Raw genomic sequence first — 17,479 nt, 5'->3', positions numbered from 1 at the left:
ACATGAAAAAGGCTTTTTTGATTCTTATTGTCGTATTTATAACCATTTCCCAGGTAAATGGTCAGACGAATAAACGTGTTGAATTCCCACAAGAATCAAATCAAGTTGAAACCTTTACGATTCCTATCGGCAGTAAAGGTGTCATTCTCCTAAGTCAATTAAACAAGCAAGCATTCAATCTCCGTAAGTTTTCGACCAACCTAGAACAGGAATGGTCCACGAATGCCAACATAGATTCGAATCAAGATTACGTAACGCATAGCTACGACGGAGACGATTTATACCTGTTATTTAGTCGGTTTAAGAGTAATTCTTACGTCATATTTCGTGTAAATACGGAGAAAGGAAAAGTGGATAAGTATCAAATTATTTCCGTTGACCGAATTGAAATATCTAATTTTAAAGCCTTGAACGCCTCCTTATTTATTGCTGGCGTGGTTAATTCGCAACCCGTCATATTATTCACGAATCTAAACGAAAAGAAGACTCGCATTCTTCCTGCCATTGTGAAGGGACAAGCTGAGATTCAATCGATGGATTTAGATACCGCATATCAACAAATCAACGTCACCTATTCAGTGGGTAAAAAGGCCAAAGATTACCAACTCATCCTTAAATCCTTTGACGAAGATGGTAATCAAGTCAGTCAGGTATTAATGAAGCCCAATGATGAATTTGCGATGATGAATGCCAAATCGACTCAGATAAATGATTCCCTGCAAGTCGTAGTAGGCACATATGGCCATAAAAACACAGTGGGTTCTTCCAAGGGACCTAGTTCACAAGGACTCTATTTTCAATCCTTTTTAGATGGTGAAGTGGCTAATTCTAGCTATACGAGTTTTACTAAATTCAACAATTTCTTTAAATTTTTAAGTCCGAAACAATTAGAGCGTCAAACCAAACGAATCAAAGACAAAGAAGAAAAAGGGGAGGACTTGCGTTTGGATTACCGTTTATTGATGCATGACATCATCCGCAAGGGTGATCACTATATCGTCGTGGCAGAAGCCTTTTATCCTGACTACAAATACAACAATTTTGGCCCATATGGTGGTGGATTATTTCCCGGAATGACGACACTCGGAGGATTTTATTCTCCCTGGAGCATGATGTATAATCCATACCGATGGGGTTATGGAAACTACGGTCTATATTCGCCATTTTCAAGTTATTATAGCCCATGGGGATATCGAGGGTACAATTATTATGGGAACCAACAGCAGTTTGACGGTTGGGTTTATACGCATGCTGTCATCGCAGAATTAGATGCACAAGGAAATTTATTGTGGGATCATTGTGTTTCCTTGCAAGACATGAAAGAGCCAAAACTCATTCAAAAAATTAAAACATCTGTTCAGCAGGATCAGATTATTTTAAGCTATAGCCGCGAAAACCAAATCGTTTCAAAAATCATCAGCGAACAAGGAACTAAAGAAGTCGAAAGCACATTGGCTATTGAAACCAATTTAGAAGGAGATCGAGTAAAGAAATCAGCAGATTCCGATTTAACCTATTGGTATAGCACCTATTTCTTAGCGCACGGAACACAAAATATTGTTAACCAATCAGAAGGGAAACGTACCGTTTTCTATTTAAACAAAATTCAATTTAATCCTTAATGTCAAATCATCACCAATCTATCGCCATTGAAACACCTCAAAATTGGGGCAAAAGCTACGAATTAATCGACTCGGGCGGTTTTGAAAAATTAGAGCAGTTTGGTGAGTTTGTCGTTCGCAGACCAGAACCTCAAGCCTTATGGTCTAAATCCCTTTCAGAGGAGTTTTGGGCACTCAAAGCAAACGCTCACTTTAAGAAAGAAAAGGGCAGTACAGAACGCGGAGTTTGGGAAATCAAAAAAGGGGTACCGGACAAATGGTTTATTCCATACCAGTCAGAGAAATTAGACTTAAAATTAAAAATCAGTCTTTCATCTTTTAAACATGTAGGCTTATTTCCTGAACAAGCCTCCAACTGGGAATTCTTAGCGAAAAACATTCCATTATTAAGTAATCCCAAACCAAAGATTTTAAATCTATTTGCCTATACAGGAGGTGCAAGTTTGGTTTGTCGCCAAATGGGAGCAGATGTTACACACGTAGACTCTGTGAAACCTGTATTGTCTTGGGCACGCGAAAACATGGAAGTCTCTGAATTGGATTCTATCCGTTGGATGGCAGAAGATGCCTTAAAATTTGTCAAAAGAGAGGCCAGAAGAGGTAATTTCTACCAAGGGGTTTTATTAGATCCACCTGCCTACGGCCGGGGACCAGACGGTGAAAAATGGGTATTAGAAGAGCAAATAGACGACATGTTGCGTTCTGTGAAAGAAATCCTAGATCCGAAAGAACACATTTTGTTAACAAACGTCTATTCCTTAGGCTTCTCCACCTTAGTGGTAGAAAACTTGGTCAATGGAATATTCAATGTGCCTGAAACAGCGGAATCGGGCGAATTATACCTGAACGACCAATACGACAAAAAACTCCCATTGGGAGTTTTCCATCGCTATTTGTATACGTCTTAGTTTTTGGGGTAAATAACTCCTTTGGCGGCTAATAAGGTGTTTTTCATTAGAGAAACAATGGTCATTGGTCCTACGCCCTTAGGGACAGGGGTGATGTAAGAACAGATTGGGAATACCGATTCAAAATCTACATCGCCCTTCAAGGCAAATCCTGATTTCTTGCTCGCATCTTCTACGCGCGTTAAACCCACATCAATAACAACCGCACCAGGTTTCACATATGCAGCCGTGATAAATTCGGGTTTACCCAAAGCCGCAATAATAATATCGGCTTGTTGGCACATCTCCTCCAAATTAGCGGTACGTGAATGCGTCAACGTAACTGTACAATTTCCTTGCGGATGGTTACGCTGCATCAAAATTGACATAGGTAATCCGACAATTTGACTACGTCCTACAACCACACAATGCTTTCCTGCGGTCTCAATGTTGTAATAAGCTAATAAATCCAATACCCCTTGCGGCGTAGCAGAAATATAAGCTGGGAGTCCTTTGGCCATCCGACCAATGTTGATGGGGTGGAAACCATCGACATCCTTTGAAGGATGTATCGTCTCCATCACTCGGTCAGGGTTAATATGATTGGGAAGAGGTAATTGAACAATTAAACCGTCCATATCTGGATTATTATTCACATCAATGACCGCTTGTAATAATTCTGCTTCCGAAATAGATGGGTCAAAACGCAATAGGGTAGAAGCGAACCCTAATTCTTCGCAAGATTTTACTTTATTCGCGACATAGGTTTCAGAAGCACCGTTATTGCCCACAAGAATGGCTACCAAATGGGGAGCACGTTTACCTGATGCAACTAATTCTTGAACCTCCTTCGCAATAGACGCTTTCATGGATTCAGCGACCATTTTTCCATCAATAATCTGACTCATATCTTATTTTTTTCTTGTTGTCTTCTTAGGAGCGGGAGCTGCATCACCTAATGCAATACAATCTTCCAAAGTTAAACTTGCAGGATCTTGATCCTTTGGAATTTTCACATTCCGCTTTCCAATTTGGATATAAGGTCCATACATGCCATTGACGACCTTAATCGCTGCATTCTCAGGAAATTCCTTAATCATCTTATTCGCTTCAGCATTACGTTTAGCCAAAATCAATTCAATCGCACGCTCTTGAGTCAATGAAGTCAAATTGTCTGTCTTACCTAACGAAATATATTTACCATTGTGTTTCACATAAGGACCAAAACGACCTTTTCCCGTTTCAATCAACTGATCTTCAAAATAGCCTAATCCAGCCGATTCAGCCGCTTTTAATGCCGCCTGCATAACCAATACAGCCTGATCTAATTCAATCGTAAAAGGATCATTGGGTTCTGGAAGGCTTGTGAATTTACCATCGTATTTGATATAGGGCCCTAATTTACCGGCACCAATCACAACGGGCTTATCATCCAAAATACCGATTTCGCGTGGTAATTTCGGTCGGGCCAACAAGGCAATCGCATCTTCTAAACTCAAAGTTGCAATCGAATGGTGCTTGGCTAAATTGGCAAAAACCGGCTTATCCTCTTCACCCGACTCGCCCAATTGAACAAATGGGCCAAATTTTCCTAAACGAACCGATATTTTCTTTCCTGTTTCAGGATCCACACCTAACTCACGACCACCACCGACAGAACTTCGTGCAATGCTTTTACTGTCCTCGATTGTTTTATGGAATGAACCATAAAAATCCTTCATCAACTTAACCCAAGGCAATTTCCCCTGTGCTATGTGGTCAAATTCATTCTCCATTTCAGCGGTGAATGTATAATCGACAACTTCTTGAAAATTTTCAACTAGAAAATCAGTGACAAGCGTACCAATATGCGTAGGGAATAACTTTGACTTCTCTGCACCTACAATTTCGGTTGCCTTTACACCCGCAATCTCATCATCTTTTAAGGTCCAAGTTTGATATGTTCTTTCCTTTCCTGCACGATCTTCCTTCTCCACATAAGCACGCTTAATAATCGTAGATATCGTTGGCGCATAAGTTGACGGCCGACCAATTCCCTTTTCCTCTAAAGCCTTCACTAAGCTCGCCTCGGTATAACGCGGAGCGGCACGTGAAAAACGTTCCTGTGCCTTCAATTCATCTAGCTGGAGCACTTGGCCCACAGACAATGGAGGCAACATATCTTTATTTTCATCCTCATCTTCGTCATCTTTACCTTCTAGGTAGGCTTTTAAGAATCCTTCAAAAGCAATCACCTCACCTTGTGCCACCAATACTTCTGTGGTCGTAGAAATCTCAATTTGTGCCGTTGTTCTTTCTAATAAAGCATCTGACATCTGCGATGCGATTGAACGCTTCCAAATCAATTCATACAACTTACGTTCTCTAGAATCACCTGATAGGGTAGACATACCAAAATCCGTCGGACGGATGGCTTCGTGAGCCTCCTGAGCACTATCCGATTTCGTTTTAAATTGACGAGCATGATGAAATTTCTCACCATAATTCGATTCAATCGCAGCTTTAGCCTTATCTCGTGCTTCTTGTGATAACATGGTTGAATCCGTACGCATATAAGATATACGACCTGATTCATATAGTTTCTGTGCGATTGACATGGTTGTGGCCACAGCATATCCCAATTTACGCGATGCTTCTTGTTGTAAGGTAGAGGTGGTAAAAGGAGGAGCAGGGGTCTTTTTTGCTGGTTTAGTTTCTAAACTCTTAATCGAAAATGTAGCACCCACACATTTTTTCAAAAACTCCAAAGCATCACCCTCTTTGGCAAAATTCTTAGCCAATTCAGCCTTTAATACCTTTTTGCCAGGTAGATCAAATAGCGCACTTACTTTGAATGTTGCGATACTGGCATGTTGTTCAATTTCTTTTTCACGTTCAACAATCAAGCGAACAGCGACAGATTGAACACGGCCCGCTGATAAACCTTTTTGTACTTTAGACCAAAGGACCGGGGAAAGTTCAAATCCAATCAAACGGTCCATGATCCGACGCGCCTGCTGTGCATTCACCAAATCCATATCAATGGCACGGGGCTGCTCAATCGCTTTTAATATGGCAGATTTCGTAATTTCACGAAATACGATACGCTTTGTGTTATCCTTTAAATTCAAGGCTTCTTTTAAATGCCACGAAATAGCTTCTCCCTCACGGTCGTCGTCAGTCGCTAACCAAACTTCTTCACAAGATTTCGCCAACTTCTTTAATTCCGAAATAACCTGTGTCTTGTCCGCGGAAACAACATAGGTAGGCGTGAAATCATTATCCACGTCGATGACCTTATCACCTTTGGTAGGTAAATCCCGCACATGACCGAAAGAAGATTTTACAATAAAATCCTTACCCAAATAACCTTCTATCGTTTTTGCTTTTGCGGGGGACTCAACTATGACCAAATTTTTTGCCATCAGATAAATGTTTCAGGTTAAATTTTCGAAATGACCTCAAATATAGTCGCTTAAAATGTATTTGTTAACAATTAAAGCGAAAGCACTAAAAAAAATCTAAATAATTATATTATTCTGGAATATTACCTATTCGAATACGCGAATTGATATTTACCCGAAAGCCAATGTAATTAAATTGACCATTGGAGAAGTTGGCAATCGCCTCCAAACGCAATACCTTAATTACCCCATCCAAACCGTAGCCCAACTCTTGATAAAACAATTTCTGTTTGGGCAGATAAACGGCATTCGCAATGAGTAATTCTTTCACATAGGCTTTCTTAGTACCTAAAATCGGTTTTAGCCACAAATTAGAAAACTGAAATTGCGATAAAGCCTCTAAATAGGTTCCCGAAGTACTATAGGCATAATGGTTGACATTCAAGCGTTGATTAGCCCCTGAGGTAAAATTCTGATAATAGCCAACGAGGCGGTGAGAAGCTAACATATCACCCGTCTTAATCAAATTCAAACCTCCATTAAAGTGTTTGTAATCCAAAAAATATTCCGGTGATCGACCGAAAAAAGTACCTGAGTTTAATATAAATCCAGATTTTACCCAAGGTGAAAGGGCTAAGTTCTGAACATAAGAAAATTCTAGCATTTGAAAATCTACCTTAGATCCGAAAACCTCAGGCCATCCAGCACGGTATTTGATTTGAATTAATGGCGAAGATCCCCAATCACTTTGTCGCGTCGAATTCAAGTAGGATTGAGTCAAAAATGGTCTAAAACCCAAGGTAAATTGAGTAATGAAAGCTTGATGATTATCAAATCCTTCCTTGTTGCTTTCATCATTTGTAGGGTTATTGCTACTGAATGTCCGATTTAAAAAATTAACCCAATGATATCCTGTCGTATTATCCATTTGCGATCTAAACGCTGACTCAGCAGATGCTTTCATAAATAATCGAGATGAGAATCGCTTTAACATGGATATATTCCAATATTGTTTGCGATATATTTTCATTTGATTGTTTTTCAGCAACAACGTTGACAACGAATTCATCTCGGGCGATATCGTATTATCAGGGTTATATTGTGCGACATAATCCCCTTGTGAGGCAGAAATATCAAAATTTTCCGTTTTGTACCTCAACTTGATGTAACCTGTATTCCGATTTAGTCCAAACGAACGACGCCCTAAAACCTCTGTTTCCAACCAATGGTAACGCGCCCAACGTTTCCGAAAAACCAAAGCGGCATTCGACACAAAACCTTCGACGGTATTAAAATTAGAATCGAACACAGGTGATTTATAATAGATTTCAAAAGGATAAAAGTCGGCCCGTTTTTTACCAAAATAAAAGGACTTACTAAAAATCAATTGGTCTAATCGGAATGGACTCTTTCGCAATGTATCAAAATAGGCAATGCTTGATGAGTCTAAAGGTGCAGGAAAAAATGCCGAATGCAGGGCTTGTTTTCGTTGCACGGGTTCAATGATTATCGAATCAACAGCCTGAAGGGCAGATTGAGGCCGCTGTTTCCATTTCCGAATTAAACCTTGATGTAAATTGGCTAACAATTGGCTTACGTACGTTTCATCAAATGCACGTTCTGAAATATTGAGTACCTCATTAATTTTATTCGAATTTTCAAATTCATGTACACGAGGTTGCCAAAATTGAATTTCACCCTGCACATTTTCCTCTATTTCATATTCGCCTGTTATACCTAAGACGCCACCTTTGACGTTGAAATTGGCCATGCGTGGCAGCCAACTTTCATATTTGTATTGATTTTGAATATGAATGCGGTAATCGATAGCATCGGATTCGACAGTTCCATCAAAGCCAACGAACATTCCTTCTTGGCTTAAGGTCAATATACCGGTGAATAAACGATCCGTTTTCATTTTCGGTGTAACCGTAAATTGATAGACTGCTTGACCCTGTAATTGAAATGTTTGTTTAAACGTATATTGATAATAACTTCTTGCATGAAAGTTTAGCGGGGAGACACATAGGGTCCCAACAAAATCTTGATAAAAATCGGACCAGAAAAATAGGGTAGGGCGCGGATACTTAATTTGATTGCCTTGGACAGATTTAACATGATGAATCATTTGATTCATCGCACCCAAATAAACATGTGAATTCGTTTGTTTACCGTACCATTGACCAATCTTAATCCCCTCCAATTTTTGAAGACGTTGTTTTCCTACACAAGGAAAACGGTCAAAACGTCCCTTTTCGGTAATTTCCACATCAAATTGAAGGTGCCTTATTTGAGCTGCATGGTTGGGAGCTTTTGTGATGGCAAGATCAACAACCGCTTGAAAATCATTCATTTGTGCCCACACAAATTGCGATGTACACAAGAGACAAATGAAAAACAAGTGATGAATAACTTTCAAATTGAATAGGCTTAATTGGCTAATAAAGGAGCCAAAAACATTATTTAACAGGGAAACGATTGCCAAATTTCAATAAAATATAAATGCTTGGAAATCATAGCCTTCAAAATTGGCAATTTTCAAGCGAATCTATTAATTTTGCGAGCAATTTCTTATATAAAAATTATTAACATGGCCTTTGACATTGAAATGATTAAAGCTGTTTACGAAAGAATGCCGGCTCGCATCGCAGCAGCTCGTGCATTAACTGGTAAGCCGCTTACGTTAACTGAAAAAATCCTTTACAGCCATTTATGGGAAGGAACACCTTCTACAGCTTATGCACGTGGAAACTCGTATGTAGATTTCGCACCTGACCGTGTTGCGATGCAAGATGCAACAGCCCAAATGGCTTTGTTGCAATTTATGCAGGCAGGTCGTCCGCAAGTTGCTGTTCCATCAACTGTCCACTGTGATCACTTAATTGAGGCAAAAGTTGCTTCAACAACGGATTTAGCAGTAGCTGTAGATAAAAATAAAGAAGTTTACGATTTCTTGTCATCGGTTTCAGATAAATACGGTATCGGATTCTGGAAACCAGGCGCAGGTATTATTCACCAAGTAGTATTGGAGAATTATGCTTTCCCAGGAGGTATGATGATTGGTACTGACTCACATACAGTTAATGCAGGTGGATTAGGTATGATCGCGATTGGCGTAGGTGGTGCAGATGCATGTGATGTGATGGCTGGTTTAGCTTGGGAGCTTAAATTCCCTAAGTTGATCGGTGTTAAATTAACAGGAAAATTAAACGGTTGGACAGCTCCTAAAGATGTAATTCTAAAAGTAGCAGGAATCTTAACGGTTAAAGGTGGTACAGGATGTGTGGTTGAATACTTCGGCGAAGGAGCTACTTCGATGTCATGTACAGGTAAAGGAACTATTTGTAACATGGGTGCTGAAATTGGTGCAACGACATCAACTTTCGGTTACGATGATTCAATGGCTCGTTATTTGAAATCGACAGGTCGTGCAGATGTTGCAGACATGGCAGACCAAGTACGTGAGCACTTGACAGCAGATCCTGAAGTATATGCAAATCCAGAGAAATATTTTGATCAAGTAATCGAAATCGATTTAGATACATTAGAACCTTATTTGAACGGACCTTTCACACCAGATTTAGCTACACCTATCTCTAAAATGAAAGAAATGGCTGAGAAAAATGGTTGGCCTACCAAAATTGAAGTAGGTTTGATCGGTTCATGTACTAACTCATCTTACGAAGACATCGCGCGCGCGGCCTCTTTGGCGAAGCAAGTAGCAGCGAAAGGATTAAAAACAAAAGCACAATTCACAATCACACCAGGTTCTGAATTAGTTCGTTACACGATTGAGCGTGATGGATTTATCGATACATTTGATACAATCGGTGCGACAGTATTCTCCAATGCATGTGGACCATGTATTGGACAGTGGGCACGCCCAGGAGCTGAAAAAGCGGAGAAGAACACCATAGTTCACTCATTCAATAGAAACTTTGCAAAACGTGCCGATGGAAATCCAAACACATTTGCATTTGTAGCTTCACCCGAAATGGTAACTGCTTTAGCGATTGCCGGCGATTTAACATTTAATCCACTAACAGATACCTTGACAAACGAAAAAGGTGAGCAAGTTAAATTGGATGCTCCTTCAGGAGATGAATTACCGAAATTAGGTTTTGCAGCTGAAGATGCGGGTTATCAAGCACCGGCAGCTGATGGTTCTGGTGTTCAAGTGAAAGTTTCTGTAACTTCAGATCGCCTACAATTATTAGATCCATTTGCAGCTTGGGAAGGTACTGACTTATCAGGCTTAAAATTATTGATCAAAGCTAAAGGAAAATGTACAACAGATCATATCTCGATGGCAGGCCCTTGGTTGAAATACCGTGGTCACTTAGATAATATCTCGAACAACATGTTAATCGGTGCAGTCAATTTCTTTAATGAGAAAACGGACAACGTTAAGAACCAATTGACAGGCGAATATGGCGCAGTACCAGCAACTCAACGTGCTTACAAAGCGGCGGGAATTGGTACCATCGTAGTAGGAGATACTAACTACGGTGAAGGATCATCTCGTGAGCATGCGGCAATGGAGCCTCGTCACTTAGGTGTTCGTGCGGTTTTAGTTAAATCATTTGCACGTATTCACGAGACCAACTTGAAGAAACAAGGTATGCTGGCGTTAACATTCGCAAATGAAGCAGACTACGACAAGATTCAAGAGAATGACAGCATTAACATCGTTGGCTTAGGTTCATTTGCACCAGAGAAATCATTAACGATTGAATTGGTACACGCAGATGGTTCAAAAGACAGTTTTGCTGTGAATCACACGTACAATGCGCAACAAATTGAATGGTTCAAAGCAGGTGGTGCCTTGAACATTATTCGTGCATCAGTAAAATAGATTTGATTTAAGGCGTAAAATGTCTAATTTTGCGCCTTAATTTTTATAATTAAGCCCTTTAAAAATTTACCATGGCAGCGATTAACGCAGTTAAAATTTTCTCCGGATCTGCATCCAATTACCTAGCAAAGGAAATTGCTAAGTATTATGGCAAGGATTTAGGAGCTGTTACCACATTACGATTCTCAGATGGTGAAATGTCACCTAGTTTTGATGAGTCAGTTCGCGGCTGTGATGTATTTATCATTCAATCTACATTTCCTACGGCGGATAACTTGATGGAATTGTTGTTGATGATTGATGCCGCAAGAAGAGCGTCAGCACACTATGTGACTGCCGTTATCCCTTATTTTGGTTACTCTCGTCAAGATCGTAAAGATCGTCCACGGGTAGGAATTGGAGCAAAGTTAATTGGCAATTTATTGACCGCAGCAGGTGCAGATCGTTTAATGACGATTGATTTGCATGCAGGTCAAATTCAAGGGTTCATGGATTTTCCAGTAGATCACTTAGAAGGAAATGCCATTTTTGTTCCTTATTTGAAATCTTTGAATTTACAAAATATCGTCTTCGCTTCACCCGATGTGGGAGGCGTAGTACGTACACGTAACATGGCCAAATTCTTCAATGCGGAGATGGTTATTTGCGATAAGCACCGTAAACGTGCCAATGAAATTGCTTCGATGCAATTAATTGGTGATGTGAAAGGGGCAGATGTAGTCTTAGTCGATGACTTAATTGATACAGGTGGTACTTTATGCAAAGCCGCTCAATTATTAATGGACAAGGGTGCAAATTCAGTTCGCGCGGTGGTAACTCACCCCGTTTTATCTGGAAAAGCGTATGAAAACATTTCTAATTCAGTATTAACTGAATTATTGGTGACTGATACCATTCCTCAGAAACAAACATGCGACAAAATTAAGGTACTATCCGTAGCTGAGCTATTTGCAAAGGCAATCGGACGTATCCGTGATCACGAGTCTATCAGTTCATTATTTATTAAATATTAATTTCAACCGTTTTCAGGGGATAGCCTTCGAGCGAAAGACTGGAAACACTAACAAACACAAAATGAAAAAGTTAGAAATCGTAGGGTATAAGCGCGCTACACTAGGTACAAAAGGTTCAAAAGATTTACGTGCAGAAGCACTAGCTCCATGTGTATTATATGGTGGTAAAGAGCAATTGCATTTCGCTGTTCCAATGATCTTGTTCCGCGAGTTATTATATTCTGCAGATGTTTACGAAGTAGAATTGAACATTGAAGGTGACATTCACCGTGCTATCTTGCAAGATGCTCAATATCACCCAGTAAACGAAATGATTCTTCACGTTGATTTCTTAGAAATCACTGCTGAAAAACCTATCAAAATTGACGTTCCGGTAAAAATCATTGGTAACTCTCCAGGCGTTATCAAAGGGGGTAAAATGGTACAAAAATTACGTAAAGTATCTTTACGTGGTTTAGTAGCTAACATTCCTGATTTTGTTACTGCTGATATCTCTGGCCTTGATTTAGGTCAAACTGTAAAAGTTAACAAGTTGAAAGTTGAAGGTTGCGAAATCTTAAACCCAGCTTCTAACCCAGTTGCAACAATTGATATCCCAAGAGCATTAAGAGGTAAATTAACTGCTTAATTCTCATTGAGGAATTTCTGATAGAACTAAAAAAGCCATCCGTCAAATGACAGATGGCTTTTTTATGGTATTAATTATCAAGATCGATAATCAGGCTAAGCACAAAAACGATTCGATACCATTTTAATGATACAAAATTAAGATAGAACTAAAAAAGCCATCCGTCTCATTTGACAGATGGCTTTTTTTTTATAGTAAGCGATTCTCCATGATGAGAATCGCTTAAAATCAATTAACGTTTCGCAACCATCTTCACGATAGGTGCTGGAGCTTTCACATTTGCATGTGAAGCATTTGGACCCACGTGAATGTAAGGAGCTATAACCAAAGAAACGATTGACATCAATTTAATCAAGATGTTCATCGAAGGACCTGAGGTATCTTTGAATGGATCACCTACAGTATCTCCAGTTACAGCAGCTTTGTGTGGCTCTGAACCTTTCTTGAAGGTTTGACCATCAATCAATACACCCTTCTCAAATGATTTCTTAGCATTATCCCAAGCACCACCTGCGTTTGATTGGAAAATACCCATCAATACACCAGATACCGTTACACCAGCTAATAAACCACCCAATACTTCAGGTCCCATCGTAAAACCAACAATCACTGGAACTGTCAAAGCAATAGCTCCCGGAAGAATCATTTGACGAATAGAAGCTTCTGTCGAAATAGCCACACATTTTTCATACTCTGGCTTAGCTTTATATTCCATAATTCCTGGAATCTCACGGAATTGACGACGAACCTCATTAACCATTTCCATCGCAGCTTTACCAACAGCAGAAATACACAAAGCAGAGAAGATAAATGGAATCATGCCACCGACAAATAAACCTGCTAATACATCCGCCTTATAAATATCAATTGCATCAATCCCAGCAATACCAACAAATGCAGCAAACAAAGCCAATGATGTTAACGCAGCCGAAGCAATCGCAAAGCCTTTACCCGTAGCCGCTGTTGTATTTCCAACCGCATCCAAATTATCCGTACGATCACGAACTTCGGATGGTAATTGAGACATTTCAGCAATACCACCCGCATTATCTGCGATAGGACCAAACGCATCAATAGCTAACTGCATGGCTGTTGTTGCCATCATACCTGCTGCTGCAATAGAAACACCATAGATACCTGCAAAATGATAAGATGCAATGATACCAGCTGCTAATACTAAAATTGGCAATACAGTTGATTCCATACCTACAGCTAAGCCACCAATGATATTCGTCGCATGGCCTGTACCTGATTTTTGAACAATGGAATCCACGGGACGCTTACCCATGGCTGTGTAGTATTCCGTGATGATTGACATTAATGTACCTACAACCAATCCTACAATAATCGCATAAAACACATCCATGGCTGAAAATGTAGTTCCACGAAGTGTTAAGCTCTCAGGCAATATATTCGTTACCAAGAAGTAAGAAGTAACAAACGTAATCGCAATCGAAGTATAGTTTCCTAAATTCAACGCATTCTGAACAGAATCTGTTTCTTTCGAAATACGAACAAAGAAAGTAGATACCAAAGAAGCAATTAAACCAACTCCTGCAATTAACATAGGTAATAAAACAGGGGAGAAGCCACCGTAATTATCTGTTACAGCTATTTCCTGACCTAAAACCATCGTTGCAAGAATCGTAGCAACATAAGATCCGAATAAATCAGCACCCATACCTGCCACGTCACCTACGTTATCACCAACGTTATCCGCGATAGTTGCAGGGTTACGAACATCATCTTCTGGAATACCAGCTTCAACCTTTCCAACTAAATCTGCACCAACGTCAGCAGCTTTCGTATAAATACCACCACCAACACGTGCGAATAAAGCAATTGATTCAGCTCCTAATGAGAACCCAGCCAATACCTCGATCGCTGTTTTCATCTCGACAGATGTCAAGGCTTTTCCTTCCGCAAAAATCTGATAAAAAGCGATGAATAATCCGCCTAATCCTAAGATCGCTAAACCAGCAACGCCCATACCCATAACAGAACCTCCTGTAAAAGAAACGTTCAAAGCTTTAGCTAAGGAAGTCCGAGCTGCTTCTGCAGTACGAACATTGGCTTTCGTAGCAACAATCATCCCGATATAACCTGCTGTTGCAGAAAAAATCGCTCCGATTAAAAAAGCCACCGCAATTAAAGGTGAAGAGTGAATTGGGTTTTCTGCTGTTCCTGTTTGAGTACCTAACCAAGCTAATAGTATTGCAGTAGGAATAGCAAAATAGGTTAATATTTTCCATTCTGCTTTTAAAAATGCAATCGCACCATCAGCAATGTATCCTGATAGTTCCTGCATCTTGTCATTTCCTGCATCTTGTTTCGATACCCAACTAAATTTCCATGCTGTATACAGCAATCCTACTATACCAAAAGCAGGTACTAAGTAAATAATTTGATTCATAAATAAAGATTTAGATTATTTCATAAAAATTTAGCACAATTAAGGGGATTTGAGGCAGAATTCCAACTAAAATGGCATGGTTAACGAAACTTTCCACTTGGAGGGCACCCAATTTCCTAACGGCTTAGCTACCTCTAAGCCAAATGCTTTAAAAATACCTTGTAGACCATAGGCAAATTCATAATATCCATTCTTCAAATTCATTTCACCCTTATTCAATCCACTAAAGCGCACGTGTTCTCGGATTCCATATAAATAGAACCACTGACTTTGCGTGTAGATAAATTTACGAGGGCTCCATTTCGCGTGAAAAACCAATGAGCGCTCTGCTGTACTAAATTGATACATAGGCAAGGCACTAAAACCAAAAGGCAGACTCGATATAATCGTTATCTCATTCCCATTAAAATGAGTAAAGTCTATAAAATACTGAGGCTTAACAAAATAATCCTCATATCGAACTTGATATGCCAAACTTCCCAAGCGATTTAAGTTGATGGTCTGATCAACTTGCAATCCTACTTTCGAAAATCCCTTCGATCCCAAAACGAATTGAGACTCCAATTGTACCTTTAAAGGATTGACTGGTTGATTTAAACGTCTGACTTGATTAACCAAACGCCATGATGCTCCCGGTTGCCAAACAATACGCATTCCCAAACTCCATTGATCATGACGATTAAAACGGGTGTCCGCTAGCTCTGATGATACCGGATAATTAGGAAGGAATCGCTTTTCTTGTTGGTACCAACCATGTTCTACCACATTCTCTAAAGCGTTTCTTTGTCGATACTCCAATTCCCCCGAAAGTTGCCAAGGAGCACGTATTTGATACTGATACGATAATCGAACAAATTGTTTTTCATAAAAACGCAAATAACTGGTAGAATTAAAAAGTGCCGTACTTGAGTTCAGATTTAATGGCATCGTTTTTGCAGAACTAAAATTCACCAACTGAGATCCGAGACTAAAATTTACTAATTGGCGACCTCCCGCGGATTTTCGCTCAAATGATAAATCTCCATTTAACACATTTCGAATAAATGCATAACGTGCATTTCCGCCTATTCGAATATAATCGGTTTCTGAAATTTGATGATTAAAGCTTAACTCACGATTTAAGAAAAATCCATCCACAGGTGTAAACCCTCCACCAAACATGCCTAGTGTAAGTGAATTTCCAAGACCATTCTTCTCATAATTATATCGTTTACCGAAAAACAATTGAGCTGCATTAAATTTAGGTATTGAATTCAAAGAATCCTTCGTCAATTTAGCCCTCTCAAAAACGTATAAACTATCTGCCTCTTTAAAGCCTTTAATTTCCGCATCTGTTAATGGTACTTCACGTGCCTCGTTCCAAAATTCATCTGATTTCTTATCGGCAAGCGAATCCACCTTCATTTCATAAACACTACTAATTCCTTCCTGCCTTAAGGTGTCGACTTTTTTCTCTTCTTTGGCTATTTTCTTCAATACGCGCTTTAATTTTCTTCGTGTAATTTCACCTTCTAACGCTTTTTTAGCGTCTTTCACGGGTGTTCTATCTATCTCTTTGGCTAAAGATTTATCCAAGCGCTCTTCAATAATTTGCGGCTTTACCAAAAATGCAGGGTTCACTTGAATTTGATATGACTTAATTTGTGTCACATAATTGACACTAAATCCCAACCCTAATGCTTGCATATTCGCCCGCATTTCATAGCTAACTGGCATCCAAACACCTTGAAATTCAGCATTCTGCTGGCTTAAAGTATAATTTCCATTGCTATTTTTAAAATGTAGACGCAAGGAATATATACTCCACGTATCCTCCACGACCAATATTTCCCCATCAAATAAATCAACTGAAAATGACTTCGGTCGCACTTGAATTTTACTTACCGTTTTACCAGCCTGTGTAAAACTTCCTAAAAAGCCAAAGTTATAGAATTGAAATGCCTGTGGCGAAATAGGAGATATCAACGCACCCCAGACCTTAGCTTGATAAAAATTAGTCTGCGTCGCACGTAAATTAGGTGCATCTGCCGTTTTCATGGCCAAAGGCAAATTACTGCGATTGGAAATTACCCTCTCCTTCACTTGATTGGGGCGTTTATATTCCACTTGATTTACTCCTTCAAGAACATAGGTTCGTCCAACTTTTATTCCGGCATCTTTTTCCAATTGTTTTCCAAATGCCAAATCAGCCAATTTTGTTATCGAGGTGATCTTTCCTCCACCTTTTACGTACGCTTTTGCTTGATAAGCATTAAGTTCTTTTAAATGAAACGGAGCCATGGAAATCATCCGTCGCATAATTCCAATGGCAGGATCCTCCTTTAATGCGCGAATATTAACTTCCTCCAAGGATACAGCCTGCTCGTGCATGACAACAACAAAATCTCGTTTCTTCTCATCCAAACCTAAATCTAACTCAATGGCTTGAGGTGCATAGCCTACGTGACGAAAAACCAATTTATTATTACCCGACTTTAACCGAATTTCAAAGTTGCCATCTTCATTGGCTAATGTTCCTTGATTTGAATTTTCAACCCAAATTGAGGTAAATGCCAAAGCATCTTTCCGGGAATCAATCACCTTTCCTTGCAGGGATTGACCTATTAATGTCACCGGAAGTAAAAATAAGAGTAACAGTAGCTTCATGCTGCAAGATTCGAAGATTATAGGAATAGACC

At 39.6% G+C, this 17,479-nt stretch carries 10 protein-coding genes; 5 read left to right on the top strand and 5 right to left on the bottom strand.

The genetic code is table 11. From position 1 onward, the window contains the following. Positions 1-2: 2 nt before the first annotated feature. The gene (locus PQG45_RS03575) at positions 3-1,622 is read left to right on the top strand and encodes a hypothetical protein (RefSeq protein WP_316070298.1); all 1,620 of its coding nucleotides are present in this window, start codon (positions 3-5) and stop codon (positions 1,620-1,622) included. Continuing rightward, a complete protein-coding gene (locus tag PQG45_RS03570; protein ID WP_315576223.1) occupies positions 1,622-2,530 on the top strand; it encodes a class I SAM-dependent methyltransferase in 909 nt (302 codons plus the stop codon). Before PQG45_RS03575 ends, PQG45_RS03570 begins: the two co-directional genes overlap by 1 nt. On the opposite strand, the gene PQG45_RS03565 is transcribed toward PQG45_RS03570, so the two are convergent. The 3 genes from PQG45_RS03565 to PQG45_RS03555 all read right to left on the bottom strand — a co-directional run bounded on the left by PQG45_RS03565 (position 2,527) and on the right by PQG45_RS03555 (position 8,311). Beyond that, the gene (locus PQG45_RS03565) at positions 2,527-3,417 is read right to left on the bottom strand and encodes a bifunctional 5,10-methylenetetrahydrofolate dehydrogenase/5,10-methenyltetrahydrofolate cyclohydrolase (RefSeq protein WP_316070297.1); all 891 of its coding nucleotides are present in this window, start codon (positions 3,415-3,417) and stop codon (positions 2,527-2,529) included. The two genes, PQG45_RS03570 and PQG45_RS03565, sit on opposite strands and share 4 nt — an antisense overlap. A 3-nt stretch (positions 3,418-3,420) precedes the next feature. Further along, a complete protein-coding gene (gene topA, locus PQG45_RS03560) occupies positions 3,421-5,913 on the bottom strand; it encodes a type I DNA topoisomerase (RefSeq protein WP_315576226.1) in 2,493 nt (830 codons plus the stop codon). Between the two features lie 109 nt (positions 5,914-6,022). After that, the gene (locus PQG45_RS03555) at positions 6,023-8,311 is read right to left on the bottom strand and encodes a DUF5686 family protein (protein WP_316070296.1); all 2,289 of its coding nucleotides are present in this window, start codon (positions 8,309-8,311) and stop codon (positions 6,023-6,025) included. A gap of 171 nt (positions 8,312-8,482) precedes the next feature. On the opposite strand from PQG45_RS03555, the gene PQG45_RS03550 reads away from it, so the two are divergent. From PQG45_RS03550 to PQG45_RS03540, 3 genes are all read left to right on the top strand, one after another. Then, the gene (locus PQG45_RS03550; protein ID WP_315576229.1) at positions 8,483-10,747 is read left to right on the top strand and encodes an aconitate hydratase; all 2,265 of its coding nucleotides are present in this window, start codon (positions 8,483-8,485) and stop codon (positions 10,745-10,747) included. 71 nt (positions 10,748-10,818) lie between these two features. Continuing rightward, entirely contained in the window at positions 10,819-11,760 is a 942-nt protein-coding gene (locus tag PQG45_RS03545; RefSeq protein WP_315576231.1) for a ribose-phosphate pyrophosphokinase, read from the top strand. Positions 11,761-11,821: 61 nt separating this feature from the next. Next, positions 11,822-12,388: a 50S ribosomal protein L25/general stress protein Ctc gene (locus PQG45_RS03540; RefSeq protein ID WP_315576232.1), complete on the top strand. Its 567-nt coding sequence runs from the start codon at positions 11,822-11,824 to the stop codon at positions 12,386-12,388. A 232-nt stretch (positions 12,389-12,620) separates the two neighbouring features. Here PQG45_RS03540 and PQG45_RS03535 read toward each other — a convergent pair whose 3' ends face one another. Further along, positions 12,621-14,801 carry a sodium-translocating pyrophosphatase gene (locus PQG45_RS03535; protein ID WP_315576234.1) on the bottom strand — a complete coding sequence of 727 codons (2,181 nt, stop codon included), beginning with the start codon at positions 14,799-14,801 and terminating at the stop codon, positions 12,621-12,623. A 66-nt stretch (positions 14,802-14,867) separates the two neighbouring features. Next, positions 14,868-17,447 (bottom strand): DUF5686 and carboxypeptidase regulatory-like domain-containing protein, encoded by a 2,580-nt coding sequence (locus PQG45_RS03530; RefSeq protein ID WP_315576236.1) that lies wholly within the window; start codon positions 17,445-17,447, stop codon positions 14,868-14,870. Positions 17,448-17,479: the final 32 nt, after the last annotated feature.

The organism is Aquirufa regiilacus (genome assembly GCF_032470275.1).
Lineage (GTDB): Bacteria > Bacteroidota > Bacteroidia > Cytophagales > Spirosomataceae > Aquirufa > Aquirufa regiilacus.
This window is presented reverse-complemented; position numbering and strand designations above follow the sequence as displayed.

Excerpts from the sequence above, each read along its gene's own strand:
- PQG45_RS03575 (WP_316070298.1), top strand. The coding sequence starts at position 3 with ATGAAAAAGGCTTTTTTGATTCTTATTGTCGTATTTATAACCATTTCC.
- PQG45_RS03540 (WP_315576232.1), top strand. The coding sequence starts at position 11,822 with ATGAAAAAGTTAGAAATCGTAGGGTATAAGCGCGCTACACTAGGTACA.
- PQG45_RS03530 (WP_315576236.1), bottom strand. The coding sequence starts at position 17,447 with ATGAAGCTACTGTTACTCTTATTTTTACTTCCGGTGACATTAATAGGT.
- PQG45_RS03535 (WP_315576234.1), bottom strand. The coding sequence starts at position 14,801 with ATGAATCAAATTATTTACTTAGTACCTGCTTTTGGTATAGTAGGATTG.
- PQG45_RS03550 (WP_315576229.1), top strand. The coding sequence starts at position 8,483 with ATGGCCTTTGACATTGAAATGATTAAAGCTGTTTACGAAAGAATGCCG.
- PQG45_RS03570 (WP_315576223.1), top strand. The coding sequence starts at position 1,622 with ATGTCAAATCATCACCAATCTATCGCCATTGAAACACCTCAAAATTGG.
- PQG45_RS03565 (WP_316070297.1), bottom strand. The coding sequence starts at position 3,417 with ATGAGTCAGATTATTGATGGAAAAATGGTCGCTGAATCCATGAAAGCG.
- PQG45_RS03545 (WP_315576231.1), top strand. The coding sequence starts at position 10,819 with ATGGCAGCGATTAACGCAGTTAAAATTTTCTCCGGATCTGCATCCAAT.
- topA (WP_315576226.1), bottom strand. The coding sequence starts at position 5,913 with ATGGCAAAAAATTTGGTCATAGTTGAGTCCCCCGCAAAAGCAAAAACG.